At 65.2% G+C, this 23740-nt stretch carries 21 protein-coding genes; 7 read left to right on the forward strand and 14 right to left on the reverse strand.

Translation table 11 applies throughout. From position 1 onward, the window contains the following. Window positions 1-129 precede the first annotated feature (129 nt). The 5 genes from murJ to LPJ38_RS31605 all read right to left on the reverse strand — a co-directional run bounded on the left by murJ (window position 130) and on the right by LPJ38_RS31605 (window position 6649). Window positions 130-1656, reverse strand: a complete 1527-nt coding sequence (gene murJ, locus LPJ38_RS31585) for a murein biosynthesis integral membrane protein MurJ (protein WP_145628866.1) — start codon at window positions 1654-1656, stop codon at window positions 130-132. Between the two features lie 198 nt (window positions 1657-1854). Next, on the reverse strand, window positions 1855-3042 hold the full coding sequence (locus LPJ38_RS31590; RefSeq protein ID WP_208750486.1) for a DegT/DnrJ/EryC1/StrS family aminotransferase: 1188 nt from the start codon (window positions 3040-3042) through the stop codon (window positions 1855-1857). An 8-nt stretch (window positions 3043-3050) separates the two neighbouring features. Beyond that, a complete protein-coding gene (locus tag LPJ38_RS31595) occupies window positions 3051-4055 on the reverse strand; it encodes a Gfo/Idh/MocA family protein (RefSeq protein WP_145628870.1) in 1005 nt (334 codons plus the stop codon). Between the two features lie 184 nt (window positions 4056-4239). Beyond that, on the reverse strand, window positions 4240-5652 hold the full coding sequence (locus LPJ38_RS31600) for a mannose-1-phosphate guanylyltransferase/mannose-6-phosphate isomerase (protein WP_167520252.1): 1413 nt from the start codon (window positions 5650-5652) through the stop codon (window positions 4240-4242). Window positions 5653-5659: 7 nt separating this feature from the next. Beyond that, a complete protein-coding gene (locus LPJ38_RS31605; protein WP_145628875.1) occupies window positions 5660-6649 on the reverse strand; it encodes an SDR family NAD(P)-dependent oxidoreductase in 990 nt (329 codons plus the stop codon). A gap of 225 nt (window positions 6650-6874) precedes the next feature. On the opposite strand from LPJ38_RS31605, the gene LPJ38_RS31610 reads away from it, so the two are divergent. After that, window positions 6875-7834, forward strand: coding sequence for a lysylphosphatidylglycerol synthase transmembrane domain-containing protein (locus LPJ38_RS31610; protein ID WP_145628877.1), 960 nt, complete (start codon window positions 6875-6877; stop codon window positions 7832-7834). A 41-nt stretch (window positions 7835-7875) separates the two neighbouring features. Next, a complete protein-coding gene (locus tag LPJ38_RS31615; protein ID WP_404438494.1) occupies window positions 7876-8865 on the forward strand; it encodes an MraY family glycosyltransferase in 990 nt (329 codons plus the stop codon). Here the strand turns inward: LPJ38_RS31615 and LPJ38_RS31620 are convergent. From LPJ38_RS31620 to rfaD, 6 genes are all read right to left on the reverse strand, one after another. Then, entirely contained in the window at window positions 8853-9800 is a 948-nt protein-coding gene (locus tag LPJ38_RS31620) for an NAD-dependent epimerase/dehydratase family protein (RefSeq protein ID WP_145628880.1), read from the reverse strand. The genes LPJ38_RS31615 and LPJ38_RS31620 overlap by 13 nt on opposite strands. Further along, complete coding sequence (locus LPJ38_RS31625; protein WP_145628882.1) at window positions 9797-11017, reverse strand: glycosyltransferase family 4 protein; 1221 nt, start codon at window positions 11015-11017, stop codon at window positions 9797-9799. The genes LPJ38_RS31620 and LPJ38_RS31625 overlap by 4 nt, the downstream gene beginning before the upstream one ends. A 2-nt stretch (window positions 11018-11019) precedes the next feature. Beyond that, the gene (locus LPJ38_RS31630) at window positions 11020-12927 is read right to left on the reverse strand and encodes an SDR family NAD(P)-dependent oxidoreductase (protein ID WP_145628884.1); all 1908 of its coding nucleotides are present in this window, start codon (window positions 12925-12927) and stop codon (window positions 11020-11022) included. Window positions 12928-13032: 105 nt separating this feature from the next. Next, entirely contained in the window at window positions 13033-14319 is a 1287-nt protein-coding gene (locus tag LPJ38_RS31635) for an O-antigen ligase family protein (protein ID WP_145628886.1), read from the reverse strand. After that, window positions 14316-15800, reverse strand: coding sequence for a D-glycero-beta-D-manno-heptose-7-phosphate kinase (gene rfaE1, locus LPJ38_RS31640; protein ID WP_145628888.1), 1485 nt, complete (start codon window positions 15798-15800; stop codon window positions 14316-14318). The genes LPJ38_RS31635 and rfaE1 overlap by 4 nt, the downstream gene beginning before the upstream one ends. A gap of 10 nt (window positions 15801-15810) precedes the next feature. Further along, on the reverse strand, window positions 15811-16791 hold the full coding sequence (gene rfaD / locus LPJ38_RS31645) for an ADP-glyceromanno-heptose 6-epimerase (RefSeq protein WP_145628890.1): 981 nt from the start codon (window positions 16789-16791) through the stop codon (window positions 15811-15813). 158 nt (window positions 16792-16949) lie between these two features. On the opposite strand from rfaD, the gene waaF reads away from it, so the two are divergent. Next, window positions 16950-18020 carry a lipopolysaccharide heptosyltransferase II gene (waaF, locus tag LPJ38_RS31650; RefSeq protein ID WP_145628892.1) on the forward strand — a complete coding sequence of 357 codons (1071 nt, stop codon included), beginning with the start codon at window positions 16950-16952 and terminating at the stop codon, window positions 18018-18020. A gap of 10 nt (window positions 18021-18030) precedes the next feature. Here the strand turns inward: waaF and LPJ38_RS31655 are convergent, their stop codons facing one another. Beyond that, the gene (locus LPJ38_RS31655) at window positions 18031-18414 is read right to left on the reverse strand and encodes a helix-turn-helix domain-containing protein (RefSeq protein ID WP_231088458.1); all 384 of its coding nucleotides are present in this window, start codon (window positions 18412-18414) and stop codon (window positions 18031-18033) included. After that, window positions 18414-18716, reverse strand: coding sequence for a type II toxin-antitoxin system HigB family toxin (locus tag LPJ38_RS31660; RefSeq protein ID WP_145628894.1), 303 nt, complete (start codon window positions 18714-18716; stop codon window positions 18414-18416). Before LPJ38_RS31660 ends, LPJ38_RS31655 begins: the two co-directional genes overlap by 1 nt. Before the next feature lie 187 nt (window positions 18717-18903). Here LPJ38_RS31660 and LPJ38_RS31665 point away from each other — a divergent pair, with 187 nt between their 5' ends. Next, the gene (locus LPJ38_RS31665; protein WP_145628896.1) at window positions 18904-19086 is read left to right on the forward strand and encodes a hypothetical protein; all 183 of its coding nucleotides are present in this window, start codon (window positions 18904-18906) and stop codon (window positions 19084-19086) included. 3 nt (window positions 19087-19089) lie between these two features. Beyond that, complete coding sequence (locus LPJ38_RS31670; protein ID WP_145628898.1) at window positions 19090-19398, forward strand: PilZ domain-containing protein; 309 nt, start codon at window positions 19090-19092, stop codon at window positions 19396-19398. Between the two features lie 223 nt (window positions 19399-19621). Here LPJ38_RS31670 and LPJ38_RS31675 read toward each other — a convergent pair whose 3' ends face one another. Continuing rightward, window positions 19622-20659: a glycosyltransferase family 4 protein gene (locus LPJ38_RS31675; RefSeq protein ID WP_145628900.1), complete on the reverse strand. Its 1038-nt coding sequence runs from the start codon at window positions 20657-20659 to the stop codon at window positions 19622-19624. 126 nt (window positions 20660-20785) lie between these two features. Between LPJ38_RS31675 and galE the strand changes: the two genes are divergently transcribed. Together galE and LPJ38_RS31685 are read left to right on the forward strand one after the other, a co-directional pair. Then, window positions 20786-21799, forward strand: a complete 1014-nt coding sequence (galE, locus tag LPJ38_RS31680; protein WP_145628902.1) for a UDP-glucose 4-epimerase GalE — start codon at window positions 20786-20788, stop codon at window positions 21797-21799. 118 nt (window positions 21800-21917) lie between these two features. Beyond that, the gene (locus LPJ38_RS31685; protein WP_145628904.1) at window positions 21918-23720 is read left to right on the forward strand and encodes an ABC transporter ATP-binding protein; all 1803 of its coding nucleotides are present in this window, start codon (window positions 21918-21920) and stop codon (window positions 23718-23720) included. Window positions 23721-23740: the final 20 nt, after the last annotated feature.

Below are 23740 nucleotides of genomic sequence, written 5' to 3' on the forward strand. Positions count from 1 at the left end.
GCGGGTCATGTGGTTGCGGTTGAAGGTGCGCGACGATTTGATCATGAGCGATGAGTACCACGGCGATCGCGCAAAATCAAGAGATGCGCCGAGATTGACTGCATCCTAGAGGCGAGCGACCCTGCACGCCTACCCGCGCACCAGCGAGACCAGCCAGCGACGACCGAACAGGATGAGGACCGCGAGCGCGTAGACGATGGTGCCGCCGACGGCCAGCAGCGCCAAAGTCGCTTCGTCCCGGAAGTGCATCGAGCCCAGCCAAGAACCGCTAAAGCGCGCGATCAGCCATAAGGCGGCAGCGAGAATGATGCCGGTCAGCAGGAATTTGCCGAGCGACATCAACCAAGCGCGGTCGAACACGAGAAAGCCCCGGCGCACGGCGAAGAAGAGCACCAGCAGGAGATTGGTCCAGACGCCGATAGCGGTGGCGAGCGCGAGGCCAATCTGAGCCAGCGATCCCATCAACGCGACCTTCAGCGCGACGTTGACGGCGATGCCCGTCAGGGACGCACGCACCGGCGTTGCCGTATCCTTGCGCGCATAGAAGGTCGCGACAGCACTTCGGATCAGCACGAAGGGGATCAGGCCGATGGCATAGGCCGCGAGCGTATTGCCTGCGGCAACCGCATCGGCTTGCGAGAACGCGCCGCGCGCGAACAAGGCGCGCATGATGTCGTCAGGCACGGTGATGAACGCAGCAACGAACGGCACCGAGAACAGCAGCGTGAAATCGAAGGCGCGGCGCTGCGCCCGCATCGCGCCGTCATGGTCGTTGGCCGTGATCCGCCGCGACATCTCCGGCAGCAGCACGGTCCCGATGGCGATGCCGATGACACCGATCGGCAGTTGGTTGAGGCGGTCGGCGTAATAAAGCGCGGATAATGCGCCTGCGGGCAGGAAGGTCGCGATGATGGTGTCGGCAAATAGCGCGACCTGCGTGCCCATCGAGCCCAACGTCGCGGGGCCCAGTGCCTTGAAGAAGCCGCGGACGTCTTCATCGAGCTTCAAGGGCGCAAAGCGCGGCAGGCCGCCATGGCGGGCGAGATCGCCGGCGAGCAGGAAATATTGCATGAAGCCGGAGATCAGCACGCCCCAGGCGGCGGCATGGCCCGCGGTCGGAAACCAGACGGCGACCGCCAGCGTCATCATCATCGCGACGTTGAGGAAGATCGAGGCCGCCGCGGCGCTGGCAAAGCGCTGCATCACGTTGAGCATGCCGCCATAGAGCGTGACCAGCGTGATCAGCAGCAGATAGGGAAAGGTGATCCGGGTCAGCTCGATCGCGAGCTTGCGTTGCTCGGCGTCCTCAGAAAAGCCCGGCGCCAAGATGCTCATGGCTTGCGGCATGAACAGCCAGGCGGCGATCAGCAGCACCAGCTGCGAGGCCAAGAGCAGCGTGAAGATGCGGTCGGCGAACAGACGCGCCGCCGCCTCGCCCTTCTCGCCATGGACATGCGCATAGGCCGGCACCCAGGCCGCGTTGAATGCCCCCTCGGCGAAGATTGCGCGGAAATGGTTGGGCAGCCGCAGCGCCACGAAAAAGGCATCGGCAACGGGGCCGGCACCGAGGATCGCCGCGAGCATGATGTCGCGGGCAAATCCCGTCAGCCGCGAGAGCAGCGTGTATCCGCCAACCGTGAAGATGCGTCCGAGCATGCGTCTGTTTTAGAGCATGGCGCGATTAGGTCTAGGTGGAAGCCGCGACGGAGGTCCGCCCCCTCCCCCGCTTGCGGGGGAGGGTTGGGGAGAGGGTGTCTCCACAACGAAGACTCCCCCAGAGCAGAGAGCCCTCACCCGCGCCGTCGGCGCGACCTCTCCCGCAAGCGGGAGAAGTAAGGAAGAAGCAGCGGAGAATCACCCCGCCAGCGCGCCGCGCACGGCGGCGATCACCCGCTCCTGGTCGGCTTCCGTCAGATAAGCATGCATCGGCAGGCTGATGACGTCCTGCGACAGGCTCTCGCAAGCAGGCAGGCCGCCCTCTGCGACGGGATAGTGCTTGTAGGCGGTCTGCTGATGCATCGACTTGCCGTAATAGATCGCGGTCGGCACGCCCTGGGCCTTCAGCGCGGCGGCGAAGCCGTCGCGGTCGGTGCCTTCAGGCAGACGGATCGTGTACTGCGCCCAGACCGACGTGTTGCCGGGGCTGAGGCGCGGCACGGTGACGACATTGGACAAGCCGCGCGCATAGCGCTCCGCGACCTTGTTGCGGGCGGCGACCTCGTCGTCGAAGATCTTCAGCTTCTCGATCAGGACCGCGGCCTGCATGGTGTCGAGCCGGCCGGTCAGGCCGAGGCGGACGTTGTCGTATTTGTCGACGCCCTGCCCGTGCACACGGATGCTGCGCAGCGTCGCTGCGAGCTCGTCGTCATCGGTGAAGATAGCGCCGCCGTCGCCGAAGCAGCCGAGCGGCTTGGCCGGGAAGAAGCTGGTCGCGGTGGCGTGCCCGAAGGTGCCGAGCTTGCGGCCCTTGTAGCTGGCGCCAAAGCCTTGGGCTGCGTCGTCGAGCACGAACAGGCCTTCGGCCCTGGCGATCTCGGCGATGGCGTCGTGGTCGGCCGGCTGGCCGAACAGATCGACCGGAATCACTGCCGCCGGCTTGAGCCCGGCCTTGCGAGCGGTCGCAATCCCGCTCTTCAGCGACTCCGGGCTCATGTTGAAGGTGGCCTCGTCCACGTCGACATAGACCGGCGTAGCTCCAGTCCGCGCCACCGGCGAGGCGGTCGCGATGAAGGTGAAGGACGGACAGAACACGGCGTCGCCGGGCCCGATATTCTTCGCCATCATCACCATCAGGATCGCATCGGTGCCGCTGGCGCAGCCGATCACGTGCTTGGCGCCGGAATAGGCCGCGAGTTGCTTCTCGAGCTCGAACACCTCGGGGCCGTTGACGAACTGGCAGTGATCGAGAACCCGCTTCACGGCTGCATCGAGCGAAGCGCCGAGCCGGCGGCGCTGCGCGCCGACGTCGATGAAGGGAATGGGTTCGGACCGCAGATGCTGGTTCATGGTCTGGTTCTTGGCGCCTTCTTGCGTGGTCGACATTGACAGGATCAGCCGGCGACGCGGCGCGGGCCCTTGCGGGCAGATGCGGTCGCGGCGGGCCGCGAGGGTGTCTCCAGGCACTGCGTGGCGATCTCGAGGCTGGCGACGCCTTCATCGCCGGTGACCGCCGGCGTTTCGCCGTCACGCACCGCCTTGAGGAACGCGAGCAGTTCGGCGCGCAGGGGCTCGTCATGGCCGACCGGCAGATGCCGCATCGAATAGCTGCCGTCCGGCTGGAAGCCGAAGCATTCGGTGACCTGGCGCGTCAGCAGATCGCCCATCACGTATTTGCCGCGCGTGGCGACCGTGACGCTGCGTGCCTTGAACGGCGTCAACCAGTTGGTGTTGATGTGGGCGAGCACGCCGTTGACGGTGCGGAATTGCAGGAGCGCGATGTCCTCGCGCTCGGCGACGGCGCTCGACAATTGCGGCTGCACCTCGACGATGTCGGATTCGGTGAACCAGCGGATCAGGTCGATGTCGTGCACGGCGAGGTCGATGACGACGCCGACATTGGACATGCGCGGCGGGAACGGGCCGACGCGGGTGATCGCGATGGAGAGAATGTCCTCGCCCGCGATCGCCTTCTTGACGGCGGCGACCGCCGGATTGAAGCGTTCGACATGGCCGACCATCAGTGTGACGCCGGCCTTTTGCGCGGCGGTGACGATCTCGCGGCCCTCTTCGACCGTGGAGGCGATCGGCTTCTCCACGAGCACGTGGATGTTCCTGGCGATGCAGGCCAGCGCCACCTCGTGATGCAGATGGGTCGGCGCGGCGATGGTGACGGCATCGATACCTTCGGCGAGCAGCTCGTCGAGCGTCTCGAAGCCCTGACAGGTCGCAAGCTCGGTGGTGCGCGTCCGGTGTGCCGGCGAGGGATCGACGATCCCAACCAGGGTGACGCCGGGAAGACCCGCGAGCACGCGCGCATGGTTGCTACCCATCACGCCGGCGCCGATGACGCCGACACGCAGGCCGGCCTTTGCCGCCACAGACCCTTTGGAACTCATCTGGTGGAACCCCGATTCAACCCAAATCCCCGGCGCCGCTTCTAGCACGGCCGCCACATTTGTGGCGAACCTGGAGCTAGCGATCCGGACACGATTTGATTCAAAAAATTACACGTTCCCCGGGCCTTAAGCCGAAAAAGATAGCGCTCTTCCGGCCCGGGTCGCGTGATTCGGAGTTTGCTGGTTACGACCTTTGGTAGTCGTCTTCAATCCGGATGATGTCGTCTTCCCCCAGATAGCTTCCAGTCTGGACCTCGATCAGTTCCAGCTGGATCTTGCCGGGATTCTCCATCCGATGCACGGCGCCCATCGGGATGTAGATCGACTCATTCTCGTGCACGGTCTTCACGGTCTCGTTAACGGTGACCTGGGCCGTGCCCCGCACCACGATCCAGTGCTCGGCACGGTGGTGATGCTTCTGCAACGACAGGCGCCCCCCCGGCTTCACCACGATGCGCTTGACCTGATGGCGTTCGCCATTGTCGACGGACTGATAGCTGCCCCAGGGCCGGTGCACCTTCAGGTGCTCCTCGGTGACCTTCGGTGCGACCGCCTTCAGCTTGGTCACCAGGCGCTTCAGCCCGTTGGCGTCCTTCTGGCGCGAAACCAGGATCGCGTCCGCGGTGGCGACCACCACGAGATCGTCGACGCCTTCGAGCGCGACCAGCGCGGAATCGGTGGTGACGTTGCAATTGCGGGAGTCCTCGAACACGGCGGTGCCGTGCGCGGCGTTGCCCTGAGCGTCCTTCTCCGACAACTCCCACACCGCGAGCCACGAGCCGACGTCGGACCAGCCGCACGACACCGGCACCACGGCCGCGCGCGAGGTCTTCTCCATCACCGCATAGTCGATCGAGATTGCCCGCGCCGAACCGAAGGCTTCCGGCTCCAGCGTGACGAAGCCGAGATCACGGCCGGCATTGTTGACCGCATTGGTGACGGCCTCGATGCTCGCCGCATCGACCCTGCGATATTCATCGAGCAGCACGCTGGCCGGGAACATGAAGTTGCCGCTGTTCCAGAGATAGCCCGAATTGACGTAGTCGGAGGCCTTCACCGCGTCCGGCTTCTCGACGAAGCGCGCGACCGCATGCACCTCGCCCGAGATCGGCTCGCCCGGATTGATGTAGCCGTATTCGGTCGCGGGGCGCTCCGGCTTGACGCCGAAGGTGACGATGCGCCCGGCATTCGCGGCGGCGAGGCCCTCGCGGCAGGCGGCGACGAAGGCGGCGTTGTCTTGCACCACGTGGTCAGCCGCGAGCGCGAGCACGATCGCCTCACTGGCGCGGTTCTGCGCGAACACTGCGCCCGCGGCGATCGCCGGGCCCGAATCGCGCCGCATCGGCTCGAGCAGTACGTCGGCCTCGATGCCGATCTCGGCGAGCTGCTCCAGCACCATGAAGCGATAGGCCGCATTGGTGATGACGATCGGCCGGTCGAACAGGGAAGGATCAGACACGCGCAGCAGCGTGTCCTGGAAGGTCGAGCGGGTGCCGAACAGCGGCAGGAATTGCTTGGGGCGCACTTCGCGCGAAGCCGGCCACAGCCGCGTGCCGGCACCGCCGCACATGATCAGGGGGATAATGCGTTTGTCCATCGTCATCTCAAACCTTGAAGTAGTCCCGATACCAGGTGACAAAGTTATGGACCCCCTGCTCGATCGGCGTTGACGGCGCAAAGCCGGTGTCGCGCATCAGGTCCTCGACATCCGCGAACGTTTCCAGCACATCTCCCGGCTGCATCGGCAGCAATTCTTTGATCGCCGTCCGGCCCAGCTCCCGCTCCAGAAGACCGACGACATGCATCAGTTCCTCCGGGTGGTGATTGCCGACATTGTAGAGCTTTGACGGCGCATTTGCGGCAGCCGGATCGTCCGCGGGCACAAGATCGATCAGCTTGGATACGACACGCGTCACGTCATCAATATAGGTGAAGTCGCGGCGCATCCTGCCATGGTTGAAGAGACGGATCGGTTTGCCCGCCAGGATGGCGTTTACGAACAGAAACATGGCCATATCAGGCCGTCCCCACGGCCCGTAAATGGTAAAGAAGCGCAGGCCCGTGACCGGCAGCCGGTAGAGATGGCTGTAGGACTGCGCCATCACCTCGTTCGCCTTCTTGGTCGCGGCGTAGAAGCTCACCGGATGATCGGTGCGATCCGCAACCGCAAATGGCATTTTTGTGTTGGCGCCGTAAACGGAAGATGACGAGGCGTAGACGAGGTGACGACAACCATTGTGGCGGCAGCCCTCGATCACGTTGAGAAAGCCCAGGAGATTGGAATCGGCGTAAGTCTGCGGCTGCTCGATCGAGTAGCGCACGCCGGCCTGGGCCGCGAGATGCACGACTTTTTCAAAACGATGTTGCGCAAACAGCGCGGCGATCGTCGCGCGGTCGGCGAGATCGGCCTCGACGAAGGAGAAGCGAGGCTCGTTCCGCAGCAACGCGAGGCGCGCCCGCTTCAGCGCCGGATCGCAATAGCTGTTGAGATTGTCGAGCCCGACGACGGTGCGGCCTTCGCCCAGGAGCTGCCGGGCGACGTGGAAGCCGATGAAGCCGGCAGCGCCCGTGACCAAAATCGCCTGATCCGTCATCCTGTTCCCAAGGAATATCCAGTCCGCCGCGCCTCTTTAGCCGCGGCCTCGTGGGGGTCGCAATAGCCTGGCCGGCGATCACAGCGCCCTTTTGCAAACGTCCTTTACGACGGCTCCTACGACGGCTATTGCAAGATCGGCGCCAAAACCATACCAAAGCGGCCGAATTCGGCGCCTCGCGTCGGGTTGCCTCCAATCTAAGCAAACCCTGTTGATGCGGGCGAGATGCGCCGAATCCTGCTTTCTGCGGCCAAGATCCTGATTTCCGCGGCGCTGCTCTATCTGGCGCTGCGCAAGGTGGACCTGTCCGAACTATTCTCGCGCTTCACGCTGACCAGCCTGCTCTGGATCGGCCTGGCGATCGCGGTCACCTTCCTGCAGATCTTCGTCGGCGTACTGCGCTGGCGCGAGATCAGCGCCGCATGCGGCGCGCCGCTCGAGCTCGCCCGCGCCATGCGCTACAACGTGATTGGCGCCTTCTTCAACCAGACGCTGCCGTCCGCCATCGGCGGCGACGCGGTCCGGCTGTGGCTGGTCGCGCGCGCCGGCGCCGGATGGCGCGCGGCGACCTACTCGATCTTCGTCGATCGCGCGATCGGCCTGATCGCGCTCGCCATCCTCATCGTCGCGAGCCTGCCCTGGAGCTACAGCCTCATCACCGATCCGCACGGGCGCTCGGCGCTGCTGCTGCTCGACTTCGCGGCGCTCGCGGGCGGGCTCGGTTTTCTGATTTTCGGCGCGCTGAAATGGCGCTGGCTGAAAACCTGGTGGGCAACGCATCACCTTCACGCCTGCGCGGTGATCGCCAATCGCGTGATTTTCAGCCCCGCCCGCGGACCGATCATCGCGGTCCTGTCGATCCTGGTCCACGTGCTGGCGGTCGTCATCGCCTGGTGCGTCGTGCAGGCGATTGCGGCCCCGGTCAGCTTCAGCGACGTCTTTCTGCTCGTGCCGCCGGTGATGCTGATCACCTTGATGCCGATCTCGATCGCCGGCTGGGGCGTGCGTGAAGCCACGATGAGCCTTGCATTCGGCTTCGCCGGGCTCGCCGCCCACGAGGGCGTCAACGTCTCGCTGCTGTTCGGCGCGGTGCTCTTCATCGTCGGCGCGATCGGCGGCCTGGTCTGGATCCTCAGCGCGGAAAAGGCCGCGCAAGGATCGGCCCCGATCGGGGTGCCGGAGTGACGACGTTCGCCGCGGGTGAAGACCTTGCGGCCGGCCTCGCGCTGTTCGCGCTCGCGCCGGCCGTACTCGCTGCACTGATCTCCGCCTGCATCACCTACTTGAGCATGCCGCTGCTGCAACGCTATGCACTGGCGCGGCCGAATGCGCGGTCCTCGCATCGCATCCCGACGCCGCAGGGCGCCGGCATCGCCGTCGTCGCAGCCACCCTGCTGGTCGCTGCGCCCTGGGCCGCCTGGGCCCATGGCGCGATTCCCCTGCCCCTGATCGGCTCCGCCGTGCTGATCGCGCTGGTCGGGCTGGTCGACGACATCAGGCCTCTGCCGGTCACCGTACGGCTGTTGCTGCAAGCCGCGGCCGTGACCACTGTCGTCTCTGCGGCACCGGAGGCGCTGCGGATCGTGCCCGCCCTGCCGCTTGCGTTCGAACGCGTCCTCATCGTCATTGCCGGCGTCTGGTTCGTGAACCTCGTCAACTTCATGGACGGCCTCGACCTGATGACGGTGGCCGAAGTGGTGCCGACGACGGCCGCGCTCGGGCTGCTCGGATGGTTTGGAGAGCTCTCCTCGGCCGCCACCCTGCTCGCGATTGCGCTGTGCGGTGCCATGCTCGGCTTTGCGCCGTTCAACAAGCCGGTCGCCCGCGTATTTCTCGGCGATGTCGGCAGCCTGCCGATCGGCCTGCTGCTCGGCTGGTGCCTGCTCGAGCTTGCCTGGCACGGGCACCCCGCCGCCGCGCTGCTGCTGCCGGGCTATTACCTCGCCGATTCCACCATCACGCTGTTTCGCCGCATCGCGCGCCGCGAACAGTTCTGGTCGGCGCACCGCTCACATTTCTATCAGCGCGCGACCGACAACGGCTTCACGGTGCGGCAGGTGATCGGCGAAGTGTTTGCGCTCAACCTGGTGCTGGCCTTGCTTGCCATCGCCATTGTCCGCGCCGGCTCGATTGCGATCACGCTCCCCTGCCTGCTCGCAGGCGCGATCGCGATCGCGTTCGTGCTGCGGCGCTTCGCCCGACCTCAATTCCTCTGAGCCGACAGCGCCAGCCGCAACCCCTCGTCGAGCGAGACCGGCGGCTGCCAGCCGGTCGCGAGCGCCTTCGAGATGTTGAGCTCGAGCGAACCGATCAGGCTGTCGCGCGTGTTCTGTCGGCCGATCATCTCGAGAAGCGTGCCGAGCAAGGCCGGCGGCACCGCGAACAGGCGCGGGCGCTTGCCCGACGCCTTCGCCAGGTGCGCGATGAATTCGGCCGTCGAAACCTGTTCCCTGTCAGCCACCAGGAAGATCTCGAAATTGCTGGTGGGGTCGGGATGGCTGAGCCGGTGCAGGATGAACGACGACAGGTTCTGCACGGCGAGGAAGGCGCGGTGATTGCGGATCCCGGCGAAGGGCAGCGGCAGTCCGAGATCCACTGCGCGCGTCAGCAGCGCGAAATTGCCCTTGGCACCCGCACCATAGATCAGCGGCGGCCTGATCACCGAGATGTTCATGTCGTTGTCGCGCGCCATCGCCCTGAGACCAGCCTCCGCCTCGGCCTTCGACATGCCGTAGAGGCCGCGGGGCGTCAGGACGTCGTCTTCACTGAACGGCGCACGCCAGTCGTTGCTGCGGCCATGCACGAGGACGGTGCTCACGAAGATGAACTGGCCCACGCCGGCGGCCGCCGCACAGCGTGCCAGATGCAGGGTGCCGTCGATGTTGACGTCGCGATAGATCTGGTCCGCATTCTTCTCCTGGGCGTGATGCACGCGCGCGGCGAGATGGACGACGGCGTCGGCGCCTTCGAGCGCGGCCTGCCAACAGGTCTGCGGGCCGATCGATCCGATCGCGACCTCGTCGTCGCTGCCGTTCGGGCTGCGGACTGCACGGCGGACGGACCAGCCCTCGCGTGCCATTGCCGGCGTGAGATGACGACCGACGAAGCCGTTCGCTCCCGTCACCAGCACAACTGGTTTCTTCTCGCTCATCGTTGCTCCACAAGGTCCGGGTTGTGCAACAATTCCTCGATCAGGCCGGCATAAGCATTCATCGCAACGGTTCGGTCGAAGCGCGCTGCCGCCTTCACCGCGCGCTCTGCCATGGCGCCGTCGTCCGAACGGCAGGCCGCGCGAATCGCTTCAGCGAGCTGGTCGGCGCGGCCTGGCGTCACGACCCAGCCCAGTCCGCTCTCGGCCACCGTCAAGGCGGCCTCGGCCTCCGGCTCGGAGACCAGCACCACAGGACGGCCGACCGCCAGCAGATTATAGAACCGGCTCGGCACCGACACTCCCGCAACGTCCTTCCGGTACGGAATGATCCACAGATTGGCGGACGCCAGAAACGCCTCGAGCTCTGAATCGGCGACGCGGGTCACGAAGGAGACATTGGGCAGGCCCGCCTCGGTCTGCAACTGTTTCAGCCGCTCGAAGCCGATACCCCAGCCGGACAGCAGGAAGTGGATGTCCGCCTCGTCCTTGAGGAGGCGCGCCGCCTCGAACACGATCTCGGGATCATGGGTGAAGCCGAGATTGCCTGATAGCCCGACGATGAAGCGCGCGGCGAGCGCCTTGCGGAACGGATTGTCGTGCGAGAGAGGGCGCGGCCCGGGCACCAGTGTCGCCCAGTTCGGGATGAAGCGGATCTTGTCTCGCCTCATACCGGAATAGCTCAGCAGCGGGTCCTCCGCGTCGCGACCGATGGTGATGACGGCATTGAGCGCGCGGAACATCAGGCCGTTGGCGGCGCGCATCGTCCGCGCCACGAACGAGCCGGGCTTCAACAGGCCCGCCATCACGAGCACGTCGGGGAAGAGGTCGTGCATGATCAGCGCCGACCGCGCGCCCTTGAGCCTTGCCGCCGCCGCGACCGCGTAAGGCAGCATGAAGGGCGCAGTGACGGTGAGCACGACGTCGCCCCGTCTCAGCTGGCGGATCAGCGCGAGGAACGTGCGCCCCGCGAACAGCAGCTCGGACAGTCCGCGCCGCAGCAGCGCCGCCTTGCCCGCCATCCGGTTCCTGACCATGACGACGCGCGGCTTGCCCGGGCCGGTTTGCGAGGCCGGAAGCGCGCCCGGCGAGCCCGACAGCACAACGACGTCGTGGTCTTCGGCGAGACGGCAGGCGATCTCCGCCATGATCGATGCCGTCGTGCTCGTGTCAGGCGGATAATGCTGGCTCGCAACGACGATCTTGCCCGGAGACTGCATGGTCAGGCCGCAGTCGACCCGAACTCGGGAACAGCATCCTTCAGGATGGTCCTGATGGTGGCGCGGTCGTCGCGCGCGATCGCCTGCTCAAGCGCGGCAATCCATTTGCGCAGCGTCTGCATCGGCGGCTCGTTCGGCTGCGCGGCCATGATGCCGGCGACGCCGATCTCGCGGGTGGGCTCCTCCGAGGCGAACAGGATCTCGTTCAGGCGCTCGCCCGGCCGCATCCCCGTGAACACGATCTCGATGTCATAGCCCGGTTGCAGGCCGGACAGGCGAATCATGCGTTCGGCAAGATCGACGATCTTCACCGGCTGGCCCATGTTGAGCACGTAGACCGAGACGTCCGAGCGCTGCGTTCCGAGCGCGTGCGTGGCTGCCGTGATGACGAGATCGCAGGCTTCGCGGATGGTCATGAAGTAGCGGACCATGTCCGGATGCGTCACGGTCACCGGGCCGCCGGCCTCGATCTGCGCCTTGAACTTCGGCACCACCGAGCCGTTCGAGGCCAGCACGTTGCCGAATCGGACCGAGATCAGCCGCATCGGCGGCTTGGCGCCATGCCCTGCGGCTGCGAGGTCGTGATCCAGCGCCTGGCAGTACATCTCCGCAAAGCGCTTGGTCAGTCCCAGCATCGACACCGGCTCGATCGCCTTGTCGGTCGAGATCATCACCATGGCTTCGGCGCCCGCGGCCAGCGCCGCGTCCGCCACGTTGATGGAGCCGAAGATGTTGGTCTTGACGCCCTCGCTCCAGTCGCGCTCGAGGATCGGCACGTGCTTGAGGGCCGCGGCATGGAACACGATGTCCGGCTTGAACTCGGCCATCAGGCGCATGATGCGCTCGCGGTCGCGGATGTCGGCGATGCGCCCTTCGATCTCGGCCGTCGTGCCGGCGAGCGCTTCGTTGACCGCGTAGAGCGCCGGCTCGGAATTCTCAACGATCAAGAGACGCGCGGCGCCGAAGGCGACGACGCGCTCGCAGATCTCCGACCCGATCGAGCCGCCACCGCCCGTGACGATCACCGCCTTGCCCCTGATCAGGGCTTCGAGGCGCGCATAATCGATCTTTTCACTCGGCCGCAGCAGGAGGTCCTCGACCGCGACGGCCGTGAGCCGGGGCGTGTCGCCGCTCTCCAGCGAAGGCATGCGGTTGACGATGACGCCGAGCTTTCGTGCCCGCATCAGGACCGATTCCGGATGCGCCTCCGGCTCGAACGCCGACGGGGTCATCACGATGCGCGCGATCGGCTTGTTGCGCTTGGCGAAGTCCGCGATGACGTCCTCGACATCGTCGATGCCGCCCAGCACCGGCACGTTGCGGATGAACTGGCCGCGGTCGGAGCTCGACGGCGACAGCACGCCGACCGGCCAGATCCGCTTGATCGCTCCACTCTCGATTCCGCGCAACAGCACTTCCGCATCCGCGGCGCGGCCGATCAGCAGCGTCGGGGCGGCATCGTCGGTTCTCGCATGACGCCGCACCCGCGTGTAACGGAAATAGCGGTAGGCCATGCGCGATGCGCTGAGGAAGGAGACTTCGAGGAACCAGTAAAGGATGATCGTCACCTTGCCGAGGAAGAAGGCACCGCGGACGTTGGGCGCGACGAAGATGTAGTCGAGGACGAGAAGCGCGACCGTCAGCACGGTCGCGACGCGGATGATGTTGAGCGCATCCGGCAGCGAGATGAAGCGCCATTTCGTCGTGGTCAGGTTGAAGACGAAGAACACGACGACGCTAAAGGCGAGGAAATAGGGCAGGATCTGGAACAGCAGCGGCAGGCGCTCGTAGAAGCCGTCGCCGCCCTCGAATCGCAGATAGAAGGCGACGAACAGCGCCGCCGTGGTCGCCAGCAGGTCGTGGAGCGCGATCAGGAAGTTGCGCAAGGTGAGATGCGAAAGACGCGTCATCCGCCGACCGATGAAAGCCCAGTTAGGTGCAAACTTGATCCGCGCTGGATAGCCCATCTCGGCAAGACATGCCAGCTTGGCAGCCAAGGCATCCGCGCCGACCCTTCAGGAACCATCTTCCGCCGTCCTGGCCTCGGTCCGTCGCGCCTGCATCACCATGCCGCCTGCGACGCCGACGCCGATGACGTACATCCAGCCCTCGTGAAAGTCGAACAAATGAGAGTTGAACAGCGAGGTGAAGACGTTCTGCACCACCACCAGGAGCCCGATCCAGTCGGCAAGCCCGTCGCCGCGAAACAACAAGAGATGCAGAATCCAGATCGCATACAGGACGGTGATGCCGATGACGCCCCATTGCACGGCGACGTTCAGCGTCTGGTTGTGCGGATTGCCGATCACTTCGGCGGACGCCTGGTATTGCCCGCTGGGCGTCGCGACGCGCTCGAACAATCCGCGGGTCGAGCCCGTGCCGTGCCCGACGATCGGCGCCTCCGCGAAGAAGCCGAGCGATTTTCGCCAGAATTCGAGCCGCAGGCCCAGCGAGGTCGGTTCGCCCCTTTCCATATAGGCGGTGTAGTCGCTCTTGAACCTCTCGGCGGTCTGGCGCAGATGCGGCGAGGCCTGCCAGGCGAGAACGGCGACGGCGAGCAGAGCGGCGGCGACGATGGCAATGCTGCGCCATTTCAGGTGAAGCAGCGCGAACACACCGAACATGATCGGCACGGTGACGAGCGCCGTGCGCGACACCACGACGAAAGCCATGTTGACGAAGAAGCTGAGCGCAAGCGTCGTGAGCAGCCCGGCGAACCAGTACCGTTTTTCGCGCAGCAGCATGACGATCGGATAGGCCAGCGCGACCGCGCAGAGCGTGAATTCTTGGCTCTGGTCGATGTAGTTCTTGACGAAGATGCCGCGTTCCGGCGGATCCGTCTTGAGGGCGAGGTTGGGATAGAAGGCGACCAGCCACGACATCACCGACAACAGTGCGCAGGACACCAGGAAGGCGACGAGCACCCAATGCCCGCGCTGCGAGCGCTCGAAATGGTAGAGCAGGATGGGCAGCACGAGCAGCTTGACGGTCGGATTGACCGCGTAGAGGCGCGCGCCCCAGGACGCCTCCGACCACAGCGTGCCGACCAGCGCGAGAACGACCAGCGCGATCGGCGCAACACAGATCGGGCGCTTCAGCGATTGCAGGAACGCGCGGAAGTCGAGAAACGGCACCATGCAGAGCAGCATCAGCGCGTTGAAGATTCCCGCGAGCGACGTCGACCATGGCAGCGAAGCCGCGGTCAGGACCGCCAGGATGTCCACCGTCTCGCGCCAGGCTGCCGGGCTGCGTAGGCGCCGCCCGAGCATCTGAACGGCCGTCCCGCGGGCAAGCGCCGTCACTTGCCCCCTCCCCGCGCGCGATGCACCAGCGCCGTGGTGCTGAAGCCCTGGAGGATGTCGACCAACACGACCGTTCCGCCCGCGGCCTCGACTATCTCGTGACCGACGACCTGCTCGCGGGTGTAGTCGCCGCCTTTGACCAGCACGCCGGGCGTGATCCTGGTGATCAGCTCGATCGGCGTGTCCTCCTCGAAGATGACGACGAGGTCGACCGCCTCCAACGCAGCCAGCACCTCGGCCCGCGCGCGCTCGTCCTGGACCGGCCGATCTGCGCCTTTCAGCCGCCGCACCGAAGCATCGCTGTTGAGCCCCACGATCAGGCGATCGCAGGCGGCGCGCGCCGCGGTCAGCACCTTGACGTGGCCTGGATGGAGGATGTCGAAACAACCATTGGTGAAGCCGACCCGCAGACCCTGCTTTCGCCATTCGACGAGCTGCGCGTCCAGCGTATCAGGCTCGAGCACGATCTTCTCCTCGGCGGCAAGATAGGCATGCGGCAGGATCTTTCGCCGCAGCTCGGCCGCGCTCACGCTGGCGGTGCCCTGCTTGCCGACGGCGACCGCGGCAGCGGCATTGGCCATGCGCAGCGCCGTGTCCCAATCGGCGCCCGCAGCGAGCGACACCGCGAGCGCGGCGGCGACGGTGTCGCCGGCGCCGGAGACGTCGCGTACCTTCACCGGAAAAGCCGGAACATGGACCGCCTCGCCGCCGCGCGGCACGAGCGTCATGCCGTCCTCACCGAGCGTGACCAGGATCGCCTCGCAATCGGCGAGCCGCATCACGTCCTCGCTGGCATCGACGATGCTCTGTGTGGTGTCGGCACGGCTGCGCGTCGCTTCCGAGAATTCCTTGCGGTTCGGCGTGAGCAGCGTCGCACCGCGATAGATCGCCCAGTTGAGGCTCTTGGGATCGACGATGACGGGCTTGCCGAGCTTGCGCGCGGCGTCAATGGTGTGGCGGATCACGCGCGCGGTCAGCACGCCCTTGGCGTAGTCGGACAATAGCACGATGTCGGCGCGCGCGATGAGCGGCAGGATCGCCTCGATCAGCTTCGTCTCGATCGCATCGGAGGCCGGCAGCGCCTGCTCCCAATCCGCACGCAGCATGTGCGTGGAGAAATGCTCGGAGACGAAGCGGACTTTTCGCGTGGTCGGGCGCGACGGGTCGCATACCAGAACGCTGTCGATGCCGGCGTGCTGCGCCAGCGCGGAAGCGAGCCGCCTGCCGGAATCGTCCTCGCCGACGAGGCCGACGAAGATGCAGCGCGCGCCGAGGGCGGCGACGTTGCGCGCGACGTTGCCGGCGCCGCCGACATGGATCTCGCTGCGCTGGGCCGAGATCACTGGCGCGGGTGCCTCCGGCGAGATCCGCGACACCTCGCCATAGACGAACTCGTCGAGCATGATGTCGCCGATGCACAACACCGTGCGGCCCGAGATGGCTCGTGCGAGGGCATCGAAATCGAGAATGGGTGCCGGCATGATCGAGGCCTCAGCGGAAGCGGTCGGGCCGGTCGAGATAATCGCCGACATAGGCTCTCACCGCATCCTCGAGCGTCGTGAAGCCGCCGTTATAGCCGGCGCGATGGAGGCGATCGACCTTGCTCTGGGTGAAGTATTGGTAGCTGTTGCGGATGCTCTCGGGCATGTCGATATATTCGATATTGGGCTCTTTGCCGAGCGCGGCATAGGCTGCCAGCATCAAATCCCGGAAGCTGCGCGCCTTGCCGGTCCCGACGTTGAACAGGCCGGACACCGACGGCGTCGCCAGCAGCCACATGACGACGCGCAAGACATCGTCGACATAGATGAAATCGCGGCGCTGGTCGCCGTGGTCGATGCCTTCGCGGTGCGACTTGAACAGCTGCACGACGCGGCCGGCTTTGACGTCGTCGAAGCGGCGCGCCAGCACGCTCATCATCGAACCCTTGTGATATTCGTTGGGCCCGAACACGTTGAAAAATTTCAGTCCGGCCCATTGCGGCGGGAGCTGATCGCCGCGCGCGACCCGTTCGGCGACGGCGAGGTCGAACAGGTGCTTGCTCCAGCCGTAGAGATTCATCGGCCGCAGCTTCTTCAGCGCCGGCAGCGAGGCGTCATCGTCGAAACCATCCGCGCCATCGCCATAAGTCGCTGCCGAGGAAGCATAGATGAACGGGACCGCATTCGCCGAGCACCAGTCCAGAAGGCGCATCGACAGGCGGAAATTGGTCTCGATCACGAGGTCACCGTCGGTCGCGGTGGTCGCGGAAATCGCCCCGAGATGGATCATGGCCTCTAACTTGCGGCCCTTCAGCCAGTCAGACAGCTCGGCCGGGGGCACGATATCCACAAGCTGGCGCTTGGCGAGGTTCCGCCATTTGCCCTCGTCGCCGAGCAGATCGCACACGACGACGTCGCTGCGGCCGGCCTCGTTCAGCGCGGCAACGACATTCGACCCGATAAAACCGGCCCCACCGGTCACCAGCAACATTCCGAAATCCCTGCCCGATCTGCTGTCCCGATAACTGCCGTAGCGCATCGTCCGCCAAAGTGTAAGCGTTTTGGACCACCGCTCTGCCGGCTTTACCTGCCGGCCCGGAGCGGCTAACCGAACCGCGACGCCATATCGCTGCCAAATCCTATTAACGAATGAATCACAATTCGCAATTTAGTGAAGATCCAGACCGGAGCGATACGCGCCCGATCCTGATCATTCCCTACATGTGGATCGGCGATTTCGTCCGGAATCACACCGTTGTGCGTGTGCTGAAACAGCGCTGGCCGAACCGGCCGGTCGATCTGCTGACGACGTCGCTGTGTGCCCCGCTGGTCGATTACATGCCCGGCGTGCGTGAGGGCATCGTCTGGGACCTGCCGCGCGGCCGGCTCGCTGTTGGCCGCCAGCTCAGCTTGGCCAAACTGCTGCGTGCGCGGAACTACGGCACCGCCCTGGTGCTGCCCCGGACCTGGAAGGCGGCCATTGCGCCCGCGCTGGCTGCCATTCCCGAACGGGTCGGCTTCGTCGGCGAGTTCCGGTTCGGCCTGCTCAACCGCTGGCGCTGGGGCGAGAAGAAGCTGCCCCGCTTCATCGACAAGAACGCCGCCCTCGCCCAGCCCGTCGGCGCGCCATTGCCCCCGGAATGGCCGGTGCCGCAGCTCCGCGTGCCCCCTGAGGACATCGTCCGCTGGCGGCAGGCCAACGGACTCAGCGCCGGCGCAGCCGTGGCGCTGGCCCCCGGCTCGGTCGGGGTCTCCAAACGCTGGACCTCCTATCCCGAGGCCGCGCGGTTGCTGGTCGAGCGCGGCCTGGAGGTCTGGGTGGTCGGCGGCCCCGCGGAAAAGGGCCTGGCCCAGGAGATCGTGGCGGCCGGCGGCGCCGGCGTCCGCGATCTCACCGGCACCGATCTGCGCAACGGCGTGCTGGCCATGGCCGCCGCCGGTGTCGCCATCTCCAACGATTCCGGCCTGATGCACATCGCCGCCGCCCTTGGCACCCCCACCATGGGCATCTTCGGCCCGACCAGCCCCTATCTCTGGGCGCCGCTGAACGGCCTTGCCGCAACCGTGGTGCAGGACAAGGAAGTGCTGTCGTGCCAGCCCTGCCAGAGCACGGTCTGCAAGATGAACGACCACCGCTGCATGCGGGACATCGCGGCGAGCGAGGTGGTGGCGATCGCGCAGCGGGTGCTGGGGGAAGCGGGGGTAAGGGCGGAGACGTGAGCCGGACAGTTCACGCCTGAGCGCGCGTCAGTTCATATGGTGCCGCGAGAACAGCAACCGGAATATTCCATTCCTTGCTGATGGTCCGGATCATGTCCAGCGTCAGTGGGCGGACCCGATTCAAGATCTCGGACGCGCGATTGCGTCCGATCAACGCCGCCAGTTCGGCTTGCGACCGTCCCATGGACTCGATCGCAAAATGGAGGACGTCGACCGGATCGCCGTGGGTGATCGCGAAGTGATTGTCTTCGTACGCCTTGATGAGCGACGACAACACTTCGAAGCGATCACCGTCTGGCGTACCGGGGGTCGGCTCGACCTCGAAATAGCGGGATACTTCGCGGAGAGCCCAATCGTAATCCTGATCATTGTGGAGAGGCCTTACGTCCATCATCACACCGTCTCCGCGTCTATTCCATCATATTCTTCGTGTGTGCCGACGAACTTGATGAGCGCTGTTTTGAATTTGTAGGAGAAGCGGACCACGAGGCGATATTTGTTGCCGCCGATATCGAAGATGACTCTGTTGTCTCCAACAAAGTCCACATTGTTTCCGAACGCCCTCTTCAGATCTGCCGGGCCGCTCCCATCGCCCTTGGAAACGATTTCATACCAAGTGCCCAAGGGAGTCTCCGCTTTCGGAAAACGCTCCCAGAAAGCCTTGAGTGCCCTTCTTGCTATTACGTTCGTTGCCATAGCACGTTCCCAAAATGGGATCAATCGAAATTCCCATTCCGGGAACACGCCCCCAGTCCACGATGCGACGATCTGCCAATAACATCCTCTAATCCCACGCATTCTGCCACCGAAGCTTCGCGCTCATAACAAATGTTACTTACAGCTTCGGGACCACTTGGCATCCTCGCATTTCCGGGGAGAGCCAATGGACGACGATTTCATCAAAACGCGCGCCGAGCACATCCGCGAGCTCGCGGCCAAGGCTGACCCGTTCACCAAGAAGCGTCTGCTCGATCTTGCGAGCGCCTACGAGCGCAGGCTGCGGCCAGCAACCTCCCCTGCTGCGAGAGCGCCGGGTGCTCATGTGCAGCCGCGGGCGAAGCAGTAGGGCATGCCGAAGGAGGAGGAACGCGAGAGCCAGCGCGTCGCCTTCGAGCGGCCGCTGCCGGCCCAAATGATGGCGATCGACGGCACCTGGCGGCGCCCCTGCTACGTCAAGGACGTGTCCGAGAACTCCGCCACGCTTCGCGTCGAGAGCTCCATCGAGGGCCTGACGCTGGCCGAATTCTTTCTTGTCCTTTCCTCGGTCGGCCTCGCCTACCGGCGATGCCAGCTCGATCGCGTGAACGGCGACGAACTCGAGGTCAGCTTCCTGCGTCAGAAGGCCAGGAAGCAGGCCGCACGACAATCCTCGGATTGATCGGGCCAGAGACCCGCCACCCGGCTCGTCCGGCGGATTCCTGCGGAAAACAGGCATGTTGGGATGGTGCCTGTCCACAGGTGTTTTGCCCGACGCGTCAACGAACTTCGAAAAATCCGCAACCAAGAGAGCCGCCGGCCAAGTCGTTGATCTTGCTATCGTCGTCTACTGTGCATGGGGTTGTTTTCGCACTTATTGTTTGGCGTGCGCAAAATGTGGCTGCTCAGAGCAGCGGCCGATAGACATCACCGATGCGCGCCGCCTCCGCATCCAGGCTGAAGCGCTCGAGCACCCGCGCCCGCCCCCGCGCGCCCATCGCCGTAGCCGCATTCACATCGCGCATCAGCGGCTCCAGCGCGGCGACCAGCGCATCCGCATCGCCGGTCGGGATCAATACGCCGCTGATGCCATCTTCGACCACGAGCTCGGCCGCGCCGGCCCGCGCGGCGACGAGGGCGCTGCCGGCCGCCATCGCTTCGATCAGCGTCAGGCCAAACCCTTCGTTGCGCGAGGTGAAGGCGTAGATCGTCAGCCGCTGATACCAGCGCTGCACCTGCTCGATCGGCAATTCGTCTGTGATGACGATGCGCGACTGCAGACCGGCCGCCTCGATCCGCTTTTCCAGATCGTTGGCGAAGGCGGTCTGCTCGGGCGTGACCTGGCCGACGATCACGGCGGTGAAATCGGGATGGCGCGGCAGAAGCCGGCACATCGCATCGACGAACACATCGGTGCCCTTCTGCGCCCGCACGCGGCCGAAGCAACCGATCGCGAAGCGCCCGGGCAGACCACTTTCGGCAAACGCCGCCGCACGATCCGTCGGCGGCGCATAGACGTCGGTGTCGACGCCGTGCGGGATCACGGTCGCCTTCACCTTCAGGAACGAGGCCGAGATGTCGCTCGTCGCGATGATCGCATCCATGCGACGGATCAGCCAGCGCGTGATCCAGCTGTGGTGGCGCTGCGCGGCCGAGGTGAACACGAGCTTCAGCGGCCAGCCGAGCGCGCGCAAGGCGACACCGGCGATCATCTCGTTGTTGCGCCGCGCATGCCAGATCAAGGGCCGCTTGCGGCGCCACAGCTTCAGGAAATCCGTAGCGCCGAGGCGCGCGATGCCCTCCGGCGCATCCGAGCCGAACCAGGCAGCGCGATACAGCCTTGCGAGGCGCGGCGCCACCATCCGGTTGGTCGCGGTGACCCCGGAATAGCGCCTGTGCAGATTTGGCACGATCACCTCGATATCGGCCGGGAAATTCGCCACGTCATGCTCCGTTTCGCAAAGTCCCTATACGCAACATTAAGCATAGTGACCAGTTCAGCCGCGCCGATACCCCCTCTTCATCACGCAAGAGCTAGCTTTGCGCGTTGATCGAAGACGGGTGAGATCATGACTGTGCTAGTCACCGGCGGCGCCGGCTATATCGGAAGTCACACGGTCCTGGCGCTGGCGGAAGCCGGCGAGGACGTCGTCGTGATCGACGATCTCTCCACGGGTTTCTCCACCTATCTGCTCGAGGGCGTGCCCCTCTTCATTGGGGACGCCGGCGACGAGAATTTGCTCGAGGGCGTGATCGCGCAGCACGACATCGAGAGCATCATCCATTTCGCAGGCTCGGTCGTCGTGCCGGATTCGATGCGCGATCCGCTCGGCTATTACCGCAACAATTTCATGACCGCGCGCAATCTGCTCAACGTCGCGGTCAAGCGCGGCATCAACCGCTTCATCTTCTCCTCGACCGCCGCCGTCTACGGCAATCCGGACCAGGTGCCGGTGCCCGAGCACGCGCCGACGCGGCCGCTGTCGCCCTACGGCTCGTCGAAGCTGATGACCGAAATCATGCTGCACGACGTCGCCGCCGCCTATGGCATGCAATACGTGACCTTACGCTATTTCAACGTCGCCGGCGCCGATCCGCAGGCGCGCATCGGCCTTGCCACCGTCGGTGCCACGCATCTGCTCAAGATCGCCGTTGAGGCCGCGACCGGCCAGCGCGCCAAGATCGACGTGTTCGGCACCGATTATCCGACCCCCGACGGCAGCTGCATCCGCGACTTCATCCACGTCACCGACCTGTCGCAGGCGCATCGCTCGGCGCTGGCCTATTTGCGCAATGGCGGCGCTTCGACGACCCTGAATTGCGGCTATGGTCGCGGCTACTCCGTGCTGGAGACCATCGACGCGGTGCGCCGGGTTTCAGGCCGCAGCTTCGCCGTGCAATACGCCCCCGGGCGGCCCGGCGACATCATGACCATGGTCGCCGACACCAGCCGCATCCGCGGCCTGCTCGACTGGCGGCCGCAATACGAGAATCTCGAGACCATCGCCGCCCACGCGCTGGCCTGGGAGGAGAAGCTGTTCCGCGAGCGCCATGGCGAGCTCCGCCAGGCCGTCTCGGCCTAGAATCATCCCAAGCGCAAGCCCCTAATTGGGCTTGAAAAACCCCGCTTGAGCGGGCACAGAGGCCCATCGATCCCTGACGCGCGGGAAGGCTTTGCCCTGCCCCGTCAATGGACTGCGGATGGCCCAGTTTCCAAAGAAAATCACCGACGATCCCTATGCGGCAGCGGTCCTGATTCGCCGCCTGGTCATGGAACAGGGCGTCGTCTATTGGCGGCGCTATCTCGTCGCCTTCGCGCTGATGGCGCTCGCCGCCGGCGCGACCGCATGCGCGACCTATGTGCTCGGCCAGGTCATCAACCAGGCCTATGTCGACAAGAACATCCCGGGCATCGCGATGTTCTCAGGGATCACGGTGGTCCTGCTGTTCATCAAGGGCGTATCGACCTACGGCCACATGGTCATCCTGACCAAGATCAGCAACGCCATCCTCGCCACCAACCAGCGCCAGTTGTTCGCCAAGCTGATGCGCGAGAGCGTCGGCTTCTTCTCCGAGCGGCATTCGTCGGAATTCCTCGCGCGACTGACGGCGGGCGCCAAGTCGATCACTGACGTCCTCAACATGCTTGTCAACGCCGTCGGGCGCGACCTGTTGATGCTGCTCGCCATGATCGGCGTGATGGTGTGGCAGGACCCGCTGATGTCGTTCATCGGCCTCGTCGCGGTGCCGCCGGCGATGCTGGTGCTGCGCAAGCTGGTCAAGCGCATCAAGGGCCTTGCCTACAACCAGTTCACCGGCACCGCCGACATCCTGGAGACGATGCAGGAATCGCTGCAGGGCATCCGCACGGTGAAGGCGTTCACGCTCGAAGACACCATGCAGAAGCGCATCGACGAGAACATCGCGATCGTCGAGCGCAACGCCAACAAGATGGCGCGGGTCGCCAATCGCTCCAATCCGCTGATGGAAATGCTCGGCGGCTTCGCGGTCGCCGGCTGCCTGATGTATGGCGGCTATGCCGTGGTCGCGCTCAACGCCACGCCCGGCGCGTTCTTCTCGTTCATGACGGCGTTCCTGATGGCGACCGAACCGGCCAAGCGGCTGGCCCGCCTCAACATCGACCTCAACAGCCAGCTCGTCGGCGCGCGCATGCTGCTCGAGATTATCGACAGCCCGGCGAGCGAGTATTCCGACGACGACAAGCCGGCGCTGAAGCTGTCCGATGCCCGCATCGAGCTGCGCGACGTCAGCTTCTCCTATCGCGCCAGTGAGATCGTGCTCAACCGCATGAGCTTCGTTGCCGAGCCCGGCAAGGTCACCGCACTGGTCGGCCCGTCCGGCGGCGGCAAGTCCACCGTGCTGGCGCTGCTGTTGCGCTTCTACGAGGTGACGCAAGGAGACATCGTGATCGACGGCCAGTCGATCTCATCGGTATCGCGCAAATCGCTACGCGCGCAGACCGCCTATGTCGGCCAGGACGTCTATCTGTTCCGCGACACCATCCGCAACAACATTGCCTTCGGCCGACCGGGCGCGAGCGAGGACGAGATCATCGACGCTGCGAAGGCGGCCTGCGCCCATGATTTCATCATGGGCTTTCCCCTCGGCTACGACACGCCCGTCGGAGAGCACGGCACGCAGCTCTCGGGCGGCCAGCGCCAGCGCATCGCGGTGGCGCGCGCGCTTATCAAGAATGCGCCGATCATCCTGCTGGATGAAGCCACCGCCGCGCTCGATTCGGAGTCCGAGCGGCAGGTGCAGGAAGCGATCGAGCATCTGTGCCAGAACCGTACCACCATCGTGATCGCGCACCGCCTGCACACCATCATGCACGCCGACGCCATCCTGGTGGTCGAGGGCGGCGAGATCGTCGAGCAGGGCCGTCACGACGAGCTGCTCCGCCGCGGCGGCCGCTACGCCTCGTTCTTCCGCCTGCAGCACCACCATTCCGGCGCTCTGGCGCCGATCAGCGCAACCGCATAGAGTTCGTTCCACCTCAAGAG

The sequence above is a fragment of the Bradyrhizobium daqingense genome, assembly GCF_021044685.1.
In the GTDB taxonomy this organism is placed as follows: domain Bacteria; phylum Pseudomonadota; class Alphaproteobacteria; order Rhizobiales; family Xanthobacteraceae; genus Bradyrhizobium; species Bradyrhizobium daqingense.

Excerpts from the sequence above, each read along its gene's own strand:
- LPJ38_RS31620 (WP_145628880.1), bottom strand. The coding sequence starts at position 9,800 with ATGAGCGAGAAGAAACCAGTTGTGCTGGTGACGGGAGCGAACGGCTTC.
- LPJ38_RS31660 (WP_145628894.1), bottom strand. The coding sequence starts at position 18,716 with ATGGCAACGAACGTAATAGCAAGAAGGGCACTCAAGGCTTTCTGGGAG.
- galE (WP_145628902.1), top strand. The coding sequence starts at position 20,786 with ATGACTGTGCTAGTCACCGGCGGCGCCGGCTATATCGGAAGTCACACG.
- LPJ38_RS31605 (WP_145628875.1), bottom strand. The coding sequence starts at position 6,649 with ATGACGGATCAGGCGATTTTGGTCACGGGCGCTGCCGGCTTCATCGGC.
- LPJ38_RS31600 (WP_167520252.1), bottom strand. The coding sequence starts at position 5,652 with ATGGACAAACGCATTATCCCCCTGATCATGTGCGGCGGTGCCGGCACG.
- LPJ38_RS31590 (WP_208750486.1), bottom strand. The coding sequence starts at position 3,042 with ATGTCGACCACGCAAGAAGGCGCCAAGAACCAGACCATGAACCAGCAT.
- LPJ38_RS31625 (WP_145628882.1), bottom strand. The coding sequence starts at position 11,017 with ATGCAGTCTCCGGGCAAGATCGTCGTTGCGAGCCAGCATTATCCGCCT.
- rfaD (WP_145628890.1), bottom strand. The coding sequence starts at position 16,791 with ATGTTGCTGGTGACCGGTGGGGCCGGTTTTATCGGGTCGAATGTCGTT.
- murJ (WP_145628866.1), bottom strand. The coding sequence starts at position 1,656 with ATGCTCGGACGCATCTTCACGGTTGGCGGATACACGCTGCTCTCGCGG.
- LPJ38_RS31610 (WP_145628877.1), top strand. The coding sequence starts at position 6,875 with ATGCGCCGAATCCTGCTTTCTGCGGCCAAGATCCTGATTTCCGCGGCG.
- LPJ38_RS31665 (WP_145628896.1), top strand. The coding sequence starts at position 18,904 with ATGGACGACGATTTCATCAAAACGCGCGCCGAGCACATCCGCGAGCTC.
- waaF (WP_145628892.1), top strand. The coding sequence starts at position 16,950 with ATGAATCACAATTCGCAATTTAGTGAAGATCCAGACCGGAGCGATACG.
- LPJ38_RS31630 (WP_145628884.1), bottom strand. The coding sequence starts at position 12,927 with ATGACGCGTCTTTCGCATCTCACCTTGCGCAACTTCCTGATCGCGCTC.
- rfaE1 (WP_145628888.1), bottom strand. The coding sequence starts at position 15,800 with ATGCCGGCACCCATTCTCGATTTCGATGCCCTCGCACGAGCCATCTCG.
- LPJ38_RS31685 (WP_145628904.1), top strand. The coding sequence starts at position 21,918 with ATGGCCCAGTTTCCAAAGAAAATCACCGACGATCCCTATGCGGCAGCG.
- LPJ38_RS31655 (WP_231088458.1), bottom strand. The coding sequence starts at position 18,414 with ATGATGGACGTAAGGCCTCTCCACAATGATCAGGATTACGATTGGGCT.
- LPJ38_RS31670 (WP_145628898.1), top strand. The coding sequence starts at position 19,090 with ATGCCGAAGGAGGAGGAACGCGAGAGCCAGCGCGTCGCCTTCGAGCGG.
- LPJ38_RS31595 (WP_145628870.1), bottom strand. The coding sequence starts at position 4,055 with ATGAGTTCCAAAGGGTCTGTGGCGGCAAAGGCCGGCCTGCGTGTCGGC.